The 18,192-nt window shown below is 54.2% G+C and carries 7 protein-coding genes; 3 read left to right on the top strand and 4 right to left on the bottom strand.

Annotation, left to right across the window (positions count from 1 at the left end):
• Nucleotides 1–2 precede the first annotated feature (2 nt).
• The 3 genes from HVZ37_RS06315 to HVZ37_RS06305 all read left to right on the top strand — a co-directional run bounded on the left by HVZ37_RS06315 (nt 3) and on the right by HVZ37_RS06305 (nt 11,815).
• Nucleotides 3–1,178, top strand: a complete 1,176-nt coding sequence (locus tag HVZ37_RS06315; protein WP_104446122.1) for a DnaJ family molecular chaperone — start codon at nt 3–5, stop codon at nt 1,176–1,178.
• A gap of 555 nt (nt 1,179–1,733) precedes the next feature.
• A complete protein-coding gene (locus HVZ37_RS06310; RefSeq protein ID WP_058587748.1) occupies nt 1,734–2,306 on the top strand; it encodes a LuxR C-terminal-related transcriptional regulator in 573 nt (190 codons plus the stop codon).
• 194 nt (nt 2,307–2,500) lie between these two features.
• Nucleotides 2,501–11,815 carry an autotransporter outer membrane beta-barrel domain-containing protein gene (locus tag HVZ37_RS06305; protein ID WP_181628228.1) on the top strand — a complete coding sequence of 3,105 codons (9,315 nt, stop codon included), beginning with the start codon at nt 2,501–2,503 and terminating at the stop codon, nt 11,813–11,815.
• Nucleotides 11,816–11,923: 108 nt separating this feature from the next.
• Here HVZ37_RS06305 and HVZ37_RS06300 read toward each other — a convergent pair whose 3' ends face one another.
• The 4 genes from HVZ37_RS06300 to HVZ37_RS06285 form a co-directional block, all read right to left on the bottom strand.
• Nucleotides 11,924–12,511 (bottom strand): LuxR family transcriptional regulator, encoded by a 588-nt coding sequence (locus HVZ37_RS06300; protein ID WP_044269019.1) that lies wholly within the window; start codon nt 12,509–12,511, stop codon nt 11,924–11,926.
• A 15-nt stretch (nt 12,512–12,526) separates the two neighbouring features.
• A complete protein-coding gene (locus HVZ37_RS06295) occupies nt 12,527–13,222 on the bottom strand; it encodes a PilZ domain-containing protein (protein ID WP_044256689.1) in 696 nt (231 codons plus the stop codon).
• Nucleotides 13,223–13,757: 535 nt separating this feature from the next.
• The gene (locus HVZ37_RS06290) at nt 13,758–16,904 is read right to left on the bottom strand and encodes a CusA/CzcA family heavy metal efflux RND transporter (RefSeq protein WP_181628227.1); all 3,147 of its coding nucleotides are present in this window, start codon (nt 16,902–16,904) and stop codon (nt 13,758–13,760) included.
• Between the two features lie 11 nt (nt 16,905–16,915).
• Nucleotides 16,916–18,178 carry an efflux RND transporter periplasmic adaptor subunit gene (locus tag HVZ37_RS06285; protein WP_044269016.1) on the bottom strand — a complete coding sequence of 421 codons (1,263 nt, stop codon included), beginning with the start codon at nt 18,176–18,178 and terminating at the stop codon, nt 16,916–16,918.
• Nucleotides 18,179–18,192 lie beyond the last annotated feature (14 nt).

Genomic DNA, 18,192 nt, shown 5'->3' with positions numbered 1-18,192 from the left:
TCATGAATAAAATCATCAAACGACTCGAAATCATTAAAAGCGCCATCGAACTTGAGGATGAGGAGATCATCCAGCAGCAGCTTGTGCATCTGCAGCGGGAATCTGGCGATCCTGTAATAACGGCAATTGCCCAGGCTATCGAGACGCGCCGCTTCAGTGATGCAATGCGTGAAATTGCTACCTGGCTACAAAATCAGCGCGCCATAACCAACTGGCAGGATCCGGCGATTGCCGCCAGCAAGCTGGAACTTAAGGCGCTGGAAAATCAGTTGCGTGAGCTGATTGACACCCGTAATACCCGCATTCAGATTCTGGATGAGTTTAACGACCAGTATCATCTGCGCCTCGGGCCATTAATGAGCCGTATTCTCGAGCTCCGTAAACAGCTCGCAGCCAGCGCCCTGCGTCGGCAGGAAGCGGAACGCAGACGCCGCGAGAAAGATTACCTCTCCTGTCAGCAGTACATCTCACTGGCGGTCGATCGGTTAGCCCAGCTTAAACAGCAATGGATGGGCATGGATTCAGCCTCTCGTGCCGCAGTCGACATCCGTCAGCGCATCCAACAGCAAACGGAGCTGATTACCGACCTGCTCGCCGAGATCCGTGAACTGGAAGCAGATTTTTCCCGTCAGGATGACAGCGACACGCGGCAGGCGCAGGAAGAGGCAGCGCATGAATATGAGGAGTATCAGGAACAGCAGCAGGATGCTCAGCACCGTTTCGCACGCGATCAGCGCCTTTCACCGGATGAGCGTAATGAGCTTAAGCGCCTGTGGCGTCAGGCCAGCCGTTTGTGTCACCCGGACGTTGTCGCTGATGAACTGAAAGAGAAAGCGCACCAGATGATGGTGCAGCTCAATCTGGCGCGGCAAAACGCCGATCTGGCGGCCATTCGCGCCCTGCTCACTCAGTTGCAAAGCGGTCTGGAGCCAATGATGGCCAGCGACCGGTTGAACAATCTCGACCATCTGCGGCAGAAAATCCAGCAGTTGCGGATCCAGATTGACGCGCTGATGAAAGAGATCGCCGGGCTGGAAGCAGAAAATGCCTGGCGTCTGGCGACCTCGGTTCGCGATAAAGAAGCGTACTTTGCAGAACAAGAACGCGCGCTGGCTGAGCTTCGCGATACGCTGGAGACCCAGGTTAAACACGTTGAACAGGATCTGCTGGCAGGTTAAGTTTTTTTGTAACAAAAGGGTGGCGAAGGAGTGCTGGCCAGTTGCCCGGTCCACAAACAGCACAAAAAACCAAAAACAACACTTAATCATTTTAATTTAACAAATCATGGAGCTTAGTTCTGCGAAACCATAAATAAACCAGTTTTATTCACTTAAATCACGTTAACATAAAGAGCATTACGCAGAGGGAGTTTTTTTACGGTGACATTACCCAGGAATATTCTTAACTCCCGATTCCGCACATCATCACGTTTATCCCCTACCTCCATACTGCACGCCTTTACCTCCGATTGTCTCCGCTATTTTTTAAGACTTTCCCGCAAACGTTCCATTATTTTCCTACCTGTTTTCATCAATCCATAAGTGAAATCTATCAATCATTCTTCAGAAGGTGAAATAAACGATTTATCTTAAATTTTAACAAAGCGTAATATTTCAATTGAGAATAATCCCAATACAGGTTGTGGATTTAAACAGATTCCCAGGCTGGGAAAGAACCCTTTTTTACAATGTTAAAGAGGGGCAGGACGCTATTGCCGACTCAAGGAGAATTTAATGTCAAAAGCTATTTTTATGGGTGATGATTATTACACCTGGCTTGGCATGAAAAATATTCTGCGCGGCACATCACTCTATTATGGTATGCAATATTATGCAGCCAGTTCACCGCCCTCTTCCCTCCCGATTGTTCAGAATAATGATTACCTCATTATTCATCCCGAAGAGACGGATATTCTGAAATACGCCAGCATCATTCGCCGTCTCTCCTCGCGTGCGTCATTGATGCTTTTTGTGCTGACGAATGCCGAAACCTTTGCGGTATTCCAGACCATTTGCGGCATGCAGATGCACTTTCTTGACCGCACATTGAGCCTTGACGCACTGCACCGCCGGGTGACTCAACTCATTAACTGCAAGAACACAAGTGTGAACCGACCGCTGGATAATGCCATGAGCGTGAATGAATTTAACGTCATGATGATGTATTCCCGTGGCTGGTCACTGTCCAGAATTGCCACTATTGCGCATAAAAGCGAAAAAACTATCGGTACCTATAAAAGCAATATTGCCAAAAAACTGGGGCACAACAATACCCATCTGAAATATATATTCTCCCATTATCGCTAACAACCACTAAGGAAATACAACACGGACGACTGAGCATTAATTAAGACGTTATAAATCACTAAAAATTATTCCGCCCTGCGGAAGGGACTCCTGTTTTCGAAATTTGACAACCCAGGCCAACTCATCGTGAGCCACCCCTAACCACAAACGCAACGTGTCAACCAACTAAAAACAGAAATGCAGACGAGGTTATTATGAATAAGGTTTACAACATCATATGGAATGCGACACTCGGGCTTTGGGTTGTCGCCTCCGAATTATCAAAAGGGAAGAAAAAAAGCAGCTCGCGTAAAACAGGACTGCGTGTTGTTTCCGGTTTAGTTGCTGGCGTTTCTTTCACGGCCGCCGCCATACCGATCGTGACCGATGGCACACGCGATATTACCGTGGATTACCCGAATGTCATCTCCGCCGGCGTTCATCAGGACGTATTCAACTACGGTTTTTTATATGAAAACAAAAACAACGCCAGTGAACTGAATATCACCGGCGCGATCCCCAACATCGCCTACGGACAGACCGGCATTGTGGAATCGTCTACCATCCGGGATCTGTTGGAAAACGGCAAAATTATTATTACCGCGACCAACCTCGACCACGAACCAAAACCTATCACCACAATTGAAGAACTGGCGGAATACCTGAGCCATACACAGTCGTCTACGCCGCAGCAAAGCGTGGAATTTCAGGTGATTGACCCGGCCGATCCCGAAACAACCTCCACACTGAAGGTGTTTGATACCACAAGCCTGGCAAACTTTATTAGCGTTTCGCAGATTGGCGATGCAGTGCTTAACACGTTTGATGCCAATGTGTCGCAAATCTATAAGCAGTTTGGCTTTGCCCTTGCCAAAGATGGCGCAACCGCCAATCTCAATATTGGCGATCATTCACTGAACGTAAGAGAAAATGCTGTTCGTCTGCTGGCAAAAGACTCTTCTCTGCTCAAAGCGCAAGACCTGAACAGCAAGGTTAACTGGCAATCCGATAACTATATCCAGTTTGGTGCTGCACCAGTCGTTCCGAGCAAAACCTTTGCGGGTTCGAAACAGACCACCGTATTTGGCAAAGACATTACCTTAATGACCTACGGCTACGACGAAGAGGGGAATGTCGTTGAAACGGGTAACCGCACCTTTTCCATCAAAAACACGGCGGATCTGGCGAATTTCAACAACTGGCTGATTGGCGCCGGCAGTGAGAGCGCCAAAACACCCGACGGGCAAGATATCAGCCAGATCCAGCTATGGCTGGATTCTGGCGCTATCAGTAAAGTTTCTGACGCACAGACCTACTACGCGAGCCTGATCAACCAACTGCTGACCTCCAGCACCAATGCCGACCTGCTGACCTGGGATTACGATGTCTGGACTGACGGACAGGCGCACACCAATAACACCACAGCGGCCACTGGGGAACTGCATGCCATCTATGCTAACGGACTAGGCACCACCGGTACATTGGTTGCGGGCGCGACTCTGGCTGTCGATGGCAGTATCAATGGGGCAATGAAGGCCGATGGCGGTGGTTCTGTCGTTAATGAAGGCGCCCTGAACGTGCTGCGAACGTCTACCGGACAGGGGCTGGCGATTGGCATGTTGGCCAGTGATGCCAGCGCCATTAACCACGGCACGATCAACTCCGGTTTGTTTATCGATAAGGATGGGAATCGGAAGGTCAACAGTTACGGTGCCTACGGTATGCAGGGGCTGGGAAACAGCACCGTCGTGAACGAAGGGACCATTAACCAGGCCATCACGACCAACAACTACGGTACGGCGGCGGCGGCCGATCCGTGGTCAACGGATAAACCGGACAGTTCTCTGACGCTCGCTATCGGTATGCAGTTGTCCGATCAAACCAGCGGGACCAACAGGGGTGAGATTAACGTCGTGGACGGGCGCAGTAACGGCGGCTCATTTGGTAAGGGAACGGCTTACGGCGTTGAAGTGTCCGGTGAGGCCACCTTCACAAACACCCTTGATGCCGCCATCTCTCTTGGGCGTAACGCTAACGATCTCACACAGGATGTCGATATGGCAGGTGGCGCCAGCCCCAGCGCCGGGATCCTGACCCGAAGTTCAGGCGATGTCACCAATGACGGGACAATCACCCTTGGAACAGGCGTACGTAACGCGGCGGGGATCCTGGTCGGCAACGCCACCGGGAATGTGACCAACACCGGTAAAATCACCCTCAATGGCGACTCGTCATCCGGCACCAGCCATAACTTCGGTATTTCCGTGCGCGACAGCGGCAGCGAAAACGGCCAGCAGATCCGTAACGACGGCGAGATTAACGTCAACGGCCACAACAACATCGGTATCCATCTTACCGCCAGTTCGAAGAACGCGCATGTGACGTCCAGCAATACAGGGGCAATCACGGTCGCGGGCGACGGTGGCACGTCGAACCGTAACTATGCAATCTGGGCAGAAGGGAGTAACACTGCTCAGGCCTCCGTTGACGTGTCTTCTTCGATCACACTCAAAGAAGTCGGCAATATTGGCGTTCATGTCCGCGATAATGCGGTGGCTAACGTTAACAGTACCAGCAGTCCGCTATTCAAAAATAGCGATCAAATTGGCTACTATCTGTACGGCAAAGGTGCGACCGCCAATATCGGCGAAGCCGTGATGAACGATAACGGTCAGGCGCGCACCACGTTGTTCCGCATTGCTAATGGTGCAAACTTTGCCGGCAATACGTTCGACCCGTTGACGCTCCAGCCATCTAAACTCGAGATGACCTTAACGGGCGAAAAATCGATTGGCGTCTTTGCGACCGGTAAAGGCAGCACCGTGGATACGGGTGAAGCGACATTTACGGTAAGCGGCGACGGCGCGGCGGCGCTGCTGCTCGAAGGGGGCGCAGAAGGCACCATCAGCGATAAGACTCTTATTGAACTGACCGGATCAAATACCACCGCCGGGATTGTCGATGGTCAGGCGCACCAGTTGAACGGTAATAAACAGGGCACCCCTGTCGAAACCATTCTTAACTCCAGCGCCATTATTAAATCCCTGGATACCGGGCTGAACGTCATCGCCTATGTGGCGAAGAATCTAGGCAACATTGTTCTGCAACAGGACGCGGTTATCGATCTCGCCAGTAAAGACAGTATCGGTGTCGACGTGCAGGAAGGAGGACGGTTAACCAACAACGCATCCCAGGCATTGCATGTCAGCAATGGGATTGGCGTTCGCGCCTCTGGCAAAGATGCGCAGATCAAAAAGCTGGGCGCCATTGTGGTCGATGACGGTACCGCAGGCGTGCTGCTGACCAATGGCGCAACGCTGAATATCACGACGGGAACCGGTGGAGTAGCCGATACCATTACGACCAACGGCACGGCGGATGGAATTCGCCTTGCCGTTGGTGCGGGGTCGCTGACCGCCAAAGGCGTCACCATCAGCGCATTGGGCAGCGGCGCAGGGATTCAAAACCATGCCGAAAGTTCGGATATCACGCTGAACAACGTCACGATTAACGCCAACGACGGTCCGGGGATCCGCACCAGCGTGGCGCTGAACGTGAAAGACGGCGCCGATAATCTACTCAACGTCACCGGTGCGGGTTCAGGCTTTGCCTTCATGAAAGAGAACGGCGACAACGCGACCGGCGATCTGACTATCGGCACCGGTTATACGGTGCTGGTACACAACGATGCCGGAAACGCCACAGGGAACGGGATTGATGCCCGCACCAACGGCAGACTGACCACCCGCGCCGATATTACCATTCAGGACGCGACGGGCGGTTCAGCGATTCTGGCAAAAGACGTTTCCGCCATCACCAACAGTGGCAAAGTCACCTCCAATAGCGTGAACGGTCCGGTGGTGAATGCCAGTGGCGACAGCAGCAAAACCATCACCAACACCGGGACTGTCCTCGCGGCCACCGACAGGGATGTCGCGATTCAGTCCGGTAACGGCAGTGACACCATCAACATCAGCGGCGGCAATACGCGCGGCGTCATCAATACTGGCGCCGGTAGCGATCGTTTTATCTGGAACAGCGGAACGTTCTCCGGGGAGGTGAACTTCGCCGGGACAACCAACAACAAAGCCAACATCGGCAACGTATCGCTGGCGAACACGCGTCACATCACCACGCTCGCCGGTACGGGTAATGCCCTCACCTTCACAAACACACGGGGTAATATCGGTACGCTGCTGGCGGATGATCTCAGTCTGGGAACCCACATCGGCAGCGGCTGGAATACCTTAACGCTGACGGGCGCACAGGCAGATATGCGCATTGTGGATAGCCTGACGCTGGCTGACGGCACCCTGGCTGTTAACGATGGCGCGACGCTGCGCACAGGCGACCATCGCGATGCCAGTAATACCGGCGCGACCATTGGCAACTACAGCATTACCACCAGCGGTATAGCCAGCAACATCATCTTTGATACGCAGGGCAATGACGCTGACAGCCAGATTTATCAGGGCACCATCAGCGGTAGCGGCAACTTTGTCCGCGCAACGGGTGGCACGACGGTGTTCACCACTGACAATAGCTACAGCGGTTCTACGACGATCAAACAGGGCGGGATTTTACATCTTGGTCAGGGCGGTACAACGGGCGGTATCAACCCGGTTTCGCAGATCATTGATGACGGTATTCTGACCGTGAATCACAGCAATAACGTCCTGCTTAACGGGGTGATTTCCGGTATCGGCGCGCTGGAGCAAATCGGTAAAGGTATTACCCGTTTAACCGGCGCCAACAGTTATAAAGGAGTGACTACCGTCGACAACGGCACACTGCTGGTCAATGGCGATCAGTCTGCCGCGACGGGCATGACAACCGTGAACGGCATTGCAACCCTGGGCGGCACCGGCACCCTCGGCGGTGACGTCGTGATGAATGACGCCACCACTCTTAGCGCAGGCGACGGCGGCGCGGGGACGCTGAAGATCAACGGAAGTCTGCAACTGGGCAGCAAAACCACCTCCGCGTTTGAACTGGGAGAAGCCTTCGTGCCCGGTGGCGCACAAAACGATCTGGTCGATGTCACCGGCAATCTACTGCTCGATGGCACGCTGAACGTCAGCCAAAGCACAGGCGGCACGTTTGGCCCAGGCGTCTACCGTCTCTATAACTACGGCGGCACCCTCGACAACCAGACGCTGGAATTAGGCGACGTTCCGGCGGGTCAGGATAAGCGCAATATTTTCGTCCAGACGGTGCTGGATAAGCAGGTCAACCTGGTTAACGCCAACGGCGTCACGCTGCAGTTCTGGGACGGCGCGCAGACGGGTGAAAACCACGGTAAAACCGGGATTGAAGGCAACGGTAAAATCGATGGTGGCGATGGCAAATGGATGGCTATCGGCAGCCTGGGCGATAACAACTGGACGCAGCAGGACGGTATCGGCAACGCGCCGTGGGCGCAAAAAGCCTTCGCGGTTTTTACCGGCAACGCCGGTACGGTCGAGGTCGATCAGAGCGCAGGCAACGTTCAGTTTTCCGGCGCGCAGTTTGACGCGGACGGCTATGTCATCAAAGGCGATGCGCTGAACGCATGGGAGACCACCGCAGGCAGCAATGAGCTGATGCTCCGCGTCGGTGCTGGTGGCGCAGGCGAAAACTTCACCGCAACGATCGAATCGACGATCCGCGAAGGCGACAGTACGGATAGCCTGACGCTGGTCAAGACTGACCAGGGGCGTCTGATCCTGAGCGGTGATAATACCTATCATGGCGGCACGCGCATAGACGGCGGTACGCTGCAAATCTCGGCGGATAACAACCTGGGCCAGTCCGGAACCGGCGTCACTATCAACAACGGCTCAACGTTCCAGCTGGGCGCGGATTTCACCACTCAGCGCACCCTCACCCTGGGGACGTCTGGCGCGGATGCGGTGTTCGATCTGAATTCGCACCACTTCTCCCCTGTCGGCGATATCACGGGCGCGGGTAACCTGAAAGTCACCAGCAGTACCCATGATGCGGCCAGCACGCTGTCGCTCGATCGGGCAAACCGCTATCAGGGTACGACGCTGATTGAAGGTACCGGACAAGCTCACAACGTTACGGTCAATGCCAGCCAGACGGGAACATTTGGTAGCAATGCCAGCAGCACGGTGAGCGTAACGAAAGGCGCGGCGCTGAACGTCAGCGGCGCGGCAACCAGTCTGCAATCCCTGACGATGGAGATTACCGACAGCCTGTTAACGCTAAAAGACACGGTCACTGCCGCCGACGCGACGCTGAATCTGAACGGCACCGCAAAGGCGCTGATTGCAGGCAATGCAACAGCCGGACAATCCACGATTAACGTTTCAGAAACGAGCACACTGGCGCTGGAAGAGGATGCCAGCGGCGGCAGCGCAACGGTCACCAACAGCGGGCTGATGTCCTTTGCCGATCGCGCACTGGCGGAAATGACCACGGTGAAAAACCTCTCCACCGGTAGAGTGGATATCAGCCATGTCGACAGCGCGACATCCGTCGGTTCGCTGTCCGGCGCGGGTAACGTTGAGCTGGGCGATAAAACCCTCTCCCTCGGTAATCTGGGTCTCAACGACACCATCAGCGGCATCATCAGCGGTGACAGCGGCAATCTGGTGAAAATCGGCGACGGCATACTGACCTTAACCGGTGACAACACCTGGACCGGCACCACATCGGTCGATGAGGGCGTACTGCTGGTCAACGGCAATCAGGCGGCGGCGACCGGTGACGTAACGGTCAAGGCAGGCGCGACGCTGGGTGGCAACGGCATTATTGGCGGCGCGGTAAATGTTGCGGATAACGGCCATATTACCGCCGGTTCCACACTGAACAGCGTCGGCAAACTGACCACCGGCGCTCTGACGCTGAATGACCTGTCGCAACTGGATTATCAGTTTGGCCAGGCATATACCCCGGGCGGTGCCTTCAACGACCTGATTAACGTCAACGGCGATCTGGTACTCGACGGCAAGCTCAACATTGAAACCTCACCCGGCGGCAGCTTTGATGTTGGCGTCTATCGCGTCATTAACTACTCCGGCACGCTGACCAACAACGTGATGGACATTGCCAACGCCCCAACGGCGGCAGACAGTCTGTACGTGCAGACATCGGTTAACAATCAGGTCAATCTGGTGAACCACGGCGGTCTGACCCTGCGCTTCTGGGACGGCACCGGCGGTGAGAATGGTGAACTGAAAAACAACGGCGTGATCAACGGCGGCGATGGTATCTGGCAATCCAGCCACGGCAACGATAACTGGACCACCGATGAATCCACGCCAGAAGGCGCGCTGAACGCCCCGTTCACCGATGCCGCGTTCGCCGTTTTCCAGGGGGTGGCAGGCAATGTCACCGTGGATAACAGTCTGGGCGATGTGATCATCAGCGGCGCGCAGTTTGCCACCGATGGCTACCGCGTAGCGGGCGATGCCATCACCACCAACACCGCCAATACGCTGATTCGCGTCGGCGACGGCACCATCGATGGCGCAGGGTATATCGCCACCATCGACAGTGAGATCCGCGGCTCCGGTGGCGTCAATAAGAGCGACCTCGGCACGCTGATCCTGACCGGCGAGAACAGCTACAGCGGCGGTACAACGATTACGGCAGGGACACTACAGGTTTCCGGCGATAAAAACCTCGGCGCAGCCAATACCGGGATCACCTTTAACGGCGGCACGCTGAAGTATGGCGATGCGTTTAATACCGCCCGCCAGGTGACGCTGGAATCCGGCGGCGGGACCTTCGACACCAACGGCTTCAACGTCGAACTATTGACCGACGTTGAAGGCAGCGGACAGTTAACGAAAACCGGTCAGGGTACGCTCATGCTCACGCTCGACACCTCCTACACTGGCGGCACCCACGTCGTGCAGGGCACGTTGCAGTTGGGTAATGGCGGTGAGATCGGCAGCGTACAGGGCGATATCATCGCTGACGGCATACTGGATGTGAAACGCTGCAACAGCTACACCCTGAGCGGCAATATCAGCGGCGAAGGACAGCTCCACCACACCGGTAGCGGCATCACCACGCTGGAAGGCGCGAACAGCTACAAAGGCGCAACGCTTGTCGCCAACGGGGTTCTGCAGGCCGGTGGCGCCAATACGTTGAGCGCAGCGTCCCATCACATTGTGGCGAGCGAAACCACGCTGAAAACGCAAGGCTACGACCAGACGATCGCCGGATTAACCAACGGCGGCAATGTGTCGCTGACGGGGGCGGCGATCGGTTCCGCGTTGACGGTGAAAGGCGATTACAGCGGCAAAAACGGGACGCTTGAATTAGCCGCAGCGCAGAACAGCGGCGGTCAGGGCATTGCGGACCGACTGGTGATCGATGGCGGTAAGGTCAGCGGTAGCACGCTGCTGAAAGTAGACGGTTCAGGGCTGGGTGCGCCGACGGTGGGAGACGGGATCGAAGTGGTGACGGCGAAAAACGGCGCCACCACCACGGCACAATCCACGCGTGACGGCTTCTATCTGGCGAATAACCGGATGTCTGCCGGGGCGTTTGAATACCAGTTGTATGCCGGCAACGCGAAAGGCCTGGGCGAAAACTGGTACCTGCGCAGTGAATACCGCCCGGAAACCATGCTCTACTCCGGTCTCGCCAGCGTAGTGCGTCAGGGCGACCTGAGCCTGTTAGGCAATATGCACCAGCGAATGGGGGACGACGTACGACCGGGTCTCGATGAAGACCATCGTGCATGGGCGAGAATGATTGGCTACTCCGCTAAAACCAAACTGGACGACATCACCGGCACGCAGACCACCAGCCACACGATGGGGATTCAGGCAGGGGTTGACCTTTACGCGGATACCAGCTGGAAAGCCGGTGTCTACACCAGCATTCTGGATATCGACAGCAGCGTCAAAGGCAGCCACGCGGGTAGCGCGGGTAAAGGCGGTAACATCGATGACAACGCGTTTTACCTGGGCGGTTATGCTACCTGGTTCTCCACCGATGGCATGTATGTGGATAACGTCCTGCAATACGGTAACCATGACGCTCGCCTGTCGGCATCCGGAAACAAGGGTTCCCATACCGTGAAAGGCCATACGCTGACCGCCTCGACGGAGATCGGCAAAGCGTTCCGCTTAGGAGCAAGCGCATGGAGTCTGGAACCCCAGGCACAGCTGATCTATCAGTACAGCGATTTTGATGACAGCACGCTGGGCGGCGCGACGAAGACGAAGGTCAGACTCGATACTGCCGATGCCTTTACCGTCCGTGTCGGGCTGCGACTGAAAGCTGACTATGACACCCGTCACGGTAAGATTCAGCCATATGGTCGCGTCAACCTGTGGCAGGGACTGGGGTCAAAAGACAAAACCCACTTCAGCAATGCGGTTGCCACCACAACGCTGGAATCTTCGCAGCAGTACTCCAGTACCGAAGTGGCCGCAGGTCTGAGCTGGAGCATCGACCGCGATCTGCAGGTGTACGGCGAACTGGGAACGCAGTTCAACAACGGCGGGCATAAATCGCAGGTGGAAGCGCCAGTGAATGCCTCCATTGGCTTTAAAAAGTCATTCTGACAACCGCTGAGGGGATCAGGCCGGGTGAAGGCAATGCCTCACCTGGCCTACGTTGTTCAGGACAGCTGTAGGCCTGATAAGCGAAGCGCCATCAGGCTGATGACAAACTCAGGATAAAAAAGAGAACGGATGGTTGAATCTGACAATCAGTTTATTCAGTTCAGTCGAATGGGCCAGACCCAGCTTCGTGATGATTCGCATTTTATGCGTCTGTATCGTTTTATAGCTCACACTGATCAGATCCGAGATTTCATTTGGTGAATATCCACTCACCAGCAAACTGAGGATTTGCTGTTCACGATCGCTCAGCCGTTTTTGTGAACGGAATAAGCGGGGATTCCAGCACTCCCCCGTCAGGGTCGTCAGTCGGCCAAAATCACGCAGCGGTGATTTATCGGTCAGCACAATCACTTTTTCGACATACAGTAACTCAATGCACAATTTCGCCAGACGGTCATCGGCAATCACCACCACGGCATTATCGTAAACTTTAAAGCGATTCTTATTTAAATAGCTGACAAAATCAGCGTAGGACTGTTCGTGGCTGATGATATTAAAAATCATCATCCGATGGCGATAGCGTGCAGAGTAATCTACCATCACCTGCCAGGGGACATCCGTCACCTCAGCATTTTTACTTTTTAAATACGTTGAGACACTGCTACCGACAAAATCTTCATTTCCACACATCAACATAAAGTTCACCTTCCTTTATAAACTTTTTAATTTATTACTCATCAAAAAATGAATAATGACCTTTTCGACATCCAACGCGTCGCGTGGATGTTTGAATTCGAATTTGCAGGAGATCTGCTGACAGGAATAAAGCTGATTGTTTTCATCAAATTCGTTGATAGCAACAACGTTGACGACCCGGAGATCGCAATGCAAACGACCAAACTGTTCAAAATCCAGAGATGCCCCTTTAATCAGCGCATTTTTATAAAGAAAGCGGGTGTTTATTTTCTGTGAGATCAGCGCGCAACCGCCGCGAGAGATATTCTTAATCTGCAGCAAGTAATTCTCACCATTTTTATAGCGTCCAGAACAGTAGAAATGATACCCCTTTAAAAAGGAGAAACGCTGATGCTGGCGGCGCTGAACCAATAAGATCACTTCAGGTATGCGATACGCCAGTCCGCACTCCAGTTTATCGGTCAGCGACTGACTGAACCGGGCATTGAACCGGATAATGCCGCTGTCGCTGTGCAAGATAAAAGACTGGATAGAAGAGTGTGGGATGTCGCTGTTGTTGGTAATCACGAAGTAGTCGAAGTCAACCTTTTCTAATTGAGTGACCACGCTGGCGTCTTTAAATTTCAGTTCTACCTTCGTTTTTCTGAGAAGCTCTTCGCGAATAATGGCCACGATCTCAAATTTATTGTCCTTTGCCATCCCAAATCCCATAGTAAAATCCTTATTTTATATTTCAGATACTTCTCATTCGTGTTTAATGATAAAAGGCTAAAACTGGCTCCCGCAGATGGTTTTTTGATTACCATAAGGGATTACCTTTCAGATATTTCGCATGATATTAAGTTTTTGACTATTTTTACTGATTAATTGATATGTAAAAACATTCAGTGAAGTGTAAAAGTGGCCCGCATTATGCGTAAAAGAGAATGAACTTAACGAAAACTTGATAACAAAAATGAATAAAATGCGATTAACTGCACGATTCTGAAATATAAAACTGATGTTTACACTATTTGCAACACAAGGATGCGGGCTGTGCTTTTTATGCACAACCCGCTGAGAGGTAACAGCAAAATTAAATATCAGAGGGAACGAATAGCAATAACGGGAGATTCATAAAGGGATAACGCTTATCATCAGAAAAAGCATTTTACAGTATTGCAGAATATGTCAGAAAGAATGAAAAATCACCGTTAAAATGATTTTTCCGGCCCGCTTCATTTCAGCAGGCCGGATGATGAAGATGTTAACGGGATATTTTACGGTGACGATGTATCCACATCAACTTATAAGCCGCAGGGATAATAAACAGTGACAGTAGCGGCGCCGTAATCATACCGCCGATCATGGGCGCAGCAATCCGACTCATCACTTCCGAACCGGCTCCTGTCCCCCACAAAATCGGCAGAAGACCGGCAATGATCACCGCTACGGTCATCGCTTTGGGTCGTACCCGTAGCACCGCCCCGTGATACAACGCGTCATCCAGTTTCTCTGTGCTGAACGTCTGTGAGTTGTCCAGTGAAGGATCGGCCTCAATGGCATGGCGCAGGTACATCAGCATGACCACGCCAAATTCCGCAGCAACCCCCGCCAGAGCGATAAACCCGGTTCCCGTCGCCACCGACAGATGAAATCCCATCCAGTACAGGAACCAAATCCCGCCCACCAGCGCAAACGGCACGCTGGTGATGATCAGCAGCGCTTCTCCGACCCGGCGGAACGCCAGATACAACAGGACGAAGATGATCATCAGCGTCATGGGCACCATCAGCTTCAGCTTATGGTTCGCCCGCTCCAGCAATTCAAACTGACCAGAAAACGCGACGCTGGTACCGGGCTTCAACTGAACGTTATCGGCAATTACCTGTTTCAGATCGTTAACCACAGAGACCATATCCCTGCCGCGCGCATCAATGTAGATCCAACTGGTGGGCCGTGCGTTCTCCGTTTTTAGCATCGAGGGCCCCGGCGTGATGTTGATTGTGGCGACATCCCCCAGCGTAATTTGTTGCTTCATCGGCGTCAGGATTGGTAACTGGCGCAGCGCCTGCGGGCTGTCCCGGAAGCTCTGCGGATAACGCAGATTGATCGGATAACGGGCAATCCCCTCAACGGTCTCCCCAACCATCGCCCCACCGACGGCAGAGGTAATAAACAACTGCACGTCCCCCACCGTCATGCCGTAGCGGGCAGCTTTCTCACGGTTGATATCGATGTTGAGATAGCGACCACCTTGCAGACGCTCAGCGAGCGCTGATGTTACGCCAGGGACGGTGCGGGCAACCTCTTCAATCTGCTCGGCCATCGCGTCGATATCGGCCAGTACGTTACCAGAGACTTTAATCCCAATCGGACTCTTAATCCCGGTAGAGAGCATATCAATACGGTTACGAATCGGCGGCACCCACAGGTTTGCCAGCCCTGGCAGACGAACGGTGTTGTCCAGTTCCTCGATGATTTTTTCCATCGTCATTCCCGGACGCCACTGATCCTGCGGTTTGAGCTGAATCGTGGTTTCCACCATCTCCAGCGGTGCCGAATCCGTGGCGGTTTCCGCTTTCCCGGTTTTGCCAAAGACCCTGGCGACTTCCGGTACGGTCATGATCAGCTTATCGGTTTTCTGTAACATGCTTGCCGCTTCTGCCGCCGAAATTCCCGGCAGCGTGGACGGCATGTACAACAGATCGCCTTCGTTAATCTGCGGTAAGAACTCGCCCCCCACTTTACTCAGCGGCCAGGCCACCGTCAGGATCGAGAGCCCCGCCACCAGCAGCGTGACTTTCGGCCAGTGCAATACTTTCAGCAGTAGCGGATGGTAAATACGGATCAAAAAGCGGTTAAGCGGGTTGCTGCTTTCCGCCGGAATTTTCCCGCGGATCCACAGCCCCATCAGGATCGGGATCACCACGATCGCCAGAAACGCCGCCCCCGCCATCGCATACGTTTTGGTGAACGCCAGCGGCCCGAACAGGCGTCCTTCCTGCCCTTCCAGAGTAAAGATGGGAATAAAAGAGAGCGTGATGATCAGCAAACTGATGAACAGCGCCGGACCAACCTCTACGGAGGCATTGGTGATCACCGTCCAGCGCGTTTCGTTATCCGGCACTTCGCCAGGATGCTGGTGTTCCCACTCTTCCAACCGTTTATGCGCATTTTCGATCATCACAATGGCGGCATCCACCATCGCCCCCACGGCGATAGCGATCCCGCCAAGCGACATAATGTTGGCGTTCAGCCCCTGAAAATGCATCACGATAAAGGCGATACACAATCCCAGCGGCAGCGAGATGATCGCCACCAGTGCGGAACGCACGTGCCAGAGAAACAGTGCGCAGACCAGCGCCACGACGATAAACTCTTCCAGTAGCTTATAGCTGAGGTTATCGATGGCGCGGTCAATCAACTGACTGCGATCGTAGGTGGTCACCACTTCCACGCCTTCCGGCAGACTACTTTTCAGCGTCTCGAGTTTATTTTTAACCGCCGAGATCACCTCACGCGCGTTTTTACCGGAGCGCAAGATAACCACCCCGCCGGCCACTTCTCCCTCGCCGTTAAGTTCGGCAATCCCCCGGCGCATTTCCGGGCCTGTCTGCACTCTCGCCACATCCCGCAGGTACACGGGTACCCCGTTTTCCCCTGACTTCAGAACGATATGATTGAAGTCATCCAGCGTTTGCAGATACCCGCTGGCGCGGACCATGTATTCTGCTTCCGACAGTTCCACCGATGAGCCGCCCGCCTCCTGGTTAGAGGCATCCAGCGCACCTTTCACCTCCGACAGGTTGATGCCGTACTGAGCGAGTTTCATTGGGTCGATCACCACCTGATACTCTTTCACCACACCACCCACGGAGGCCACTTCCGACACATTCGGGATAGTTTTTAACTCATATTTCAGAAACCAGTCCTGCAACGAACGCAGTTCCGCCAGGTCGTGCTTACCGCTGCGATCGACCAACGCATACTCGAAGATCCAGCCCACGCCGGTGGCGTCTGGCCCCATTTCCGCGCTGACGCCCGCCGGGAGCTTACCCTGTACCTGGTTGAGATATTCCAGCACGCGAGAACGCGCCCAGTACGGATCGGTGCCATCTTCAAAAATGACATAGACATACGAGTCGCCAAACTGCGAGAAACCGCGCACAGTTTTTGCGCCGGGTACGGACAGCATGGTGGTGGTCAGCGGATAGGTCACCTGATTCTCGACAATCTGCGGCGCCTGCCCCGGGTAGCTGGTTTTGACGATCACCTGCACGTCGGACAGGTCGGGCAGCGCATCCACCGGCGTGTTAACGATGGTCCAGGTCCCCCAGACGCTGAGAAAGAGCGCGCCAATGATCACCAGAAAACGGTTGGCGACCGAGCGGCGAATAATCCATTCAATCATCTGCGTTCTCCTCAGTGCGCATGGGCCGCAGGATCGGGCATCGCCGACGGTTGCTGCGTGCGCATCCGGTCTAACGCCCCCGAGATGTTGGCTTCTGAATCAATCAGGAACAGGCCGCTGGCAACCACCTTCTCGCCTTCAGCCAGCCCGGAACGGATCGCCGTTACCCCCTGCGAGGCCTGGAAGACAGAAACGGGTTTAGGGACAAAACGCCCTTCACCGTCCACCGTGATCACCCGCTGCTCGCTGCCGGTATCGATCAGCGCTTTAGACGGGATCAGCAACATCGGCTCACTTTCCGTTTTCAGATTAAGATAAGCGTTCATCCCCGGTTTCAGCGCTTCGTCGGGGTTATCGACTTCCAGGCGCAGTTGCAGCGTTCGGGTGGTGGCGTCGGCGCTGGGCAACAGCGTCCACTTGCGAACGGTGAAGGACTTGTCCGGACGCGCCGGAACGGTCAGCGAAAACGGCGACGCGTCTTTAATCAGCCACGCGATGGATTCAGGCACCGCAGCGGTTACCCACACTGGATCCATCCCCTGAATTTTCGCGACCACGTTATCTTTGGCGATGTTCATGCCAGCACGTAAATCAAAGGCGGTAATTACTCCGTCAATGGGTGCAGTAAGGATAAAGCGGGTCTGAATTTTGCGCGTTGCGGTCAAACGTCGAATATCCGTTTCCGGCATTCCGGCCAGGCGCAGCCGCTCCAGAATCCCCTCAACCTGGGTTGCCGTGCCGCCAGTTTCTTTCAGCAGCAGATATTCACTCTGCGCTTCCACCCAGTCAGGGATCGTGAGTTCAAGCAGCGGTGCGCCTTTTTTCACCTTATCACCCACGGTGAGCGGCCAGACTTTCTCGACAAATCCGGCGGCACGCGCCTGCATAATGACAAACTGATACTCGTTATAGCTGACGTTGGCCGGGAACGTCTGGGCAAAAGTGAGGGGTCCGCGACGCACAGCCTCAGTTTTCACACCGAGGTTTTGCGTTTGCGTCGGATCGATACGGACGCCCGGCGCAGTAGCGCTGGCAGACTCTTCATCGGCATATTTCGGCACCAGATCCATATCCATAAAGGGCGATTTGCCGGGTTTATCGAAGCGGGTATTCGGGTACATCGGGTCGTACCAGAACAGCACCTTGCGGGCTTCTTTTTCCGTGACTGGCGGTGTATTCGCCGACGGGTGCGCCGCGGCGAAATACGCGTAGCCGCCCACGGCGATAATGCCGCCCGCCATCATGCTGCCGATAATCAGCGCGATATTTTTCATGAGGTCATGCTCAA

The sequence above is a fragment of the Citrobacter sp. RHB35-C17 genome (genome assembly GCF_013816795.1).
GTDB lineage: Bacteria > Pseudomonadota > Gammaproteobacteria > Enterobacterales > Enterobacteriaceae > Citrobacter_A > Citrobacter_A amalonaticus.
This window is presented reverse-complemented; position numbering and strand designations above follow the sequence as displayed.

What these genes read in the sequence shown, in the direction of transcription:
- HVZ37_RS06315 (WP_104446122.1), top strand. Translation starts at nt 3, where the DNA reads ATGAATAAAATCATCAAACGACTCGAAATCATTAAAAGCGCCATCGAA.
- HVZ37_RS06310 (WP_058587748.1), top strand. Translation starts at nt 1,734, where the DNA reads ATGTCAAAAGCTATTTTTATGGGTGATGATTATTACACCTGGCTTGGC.
- HVZ37_RS06305 (WP_181628228.1), top strand. Translation starts at nt 2,501, where the DNA reads ATGAATAAGGTTTACAACATCATATGGAATGCGACACTCGGGCTTTGG.
- HVZ37_RS06300 (WP_044269019.1), bottom strand. Translation starts at nt 12,511, where the DNA reads ATGTTGATGTGTGGAAATGAAGATTTTGTCGGTAGCAGTGTCTCAACG.
- HVZ37_RS06295 (WP_044256689.1), bottom strand. Translation starts at nt 13,222, where the DNA reads ATGGGATTTGGGATGGCAAAGGACAATAAATTTGAGATCGTGGCCATT.
- HVZ37_RS06290 (WP_181628227.1), bottom strand. Translation starts at nt 16,904, where the DNA reads ATGATTGAATGGATTATTCGCCGCTCGGTCGCCAACCGTTTTCTGGTG.
- HVZ37_RS06285 (WP_044269016.1), bottom strand. Translation starts at nt 18,178, where the DNA reads ATGAAAAATATCGCGCTGATTATCGGCAGCATGATGGCGGGCGGCATT.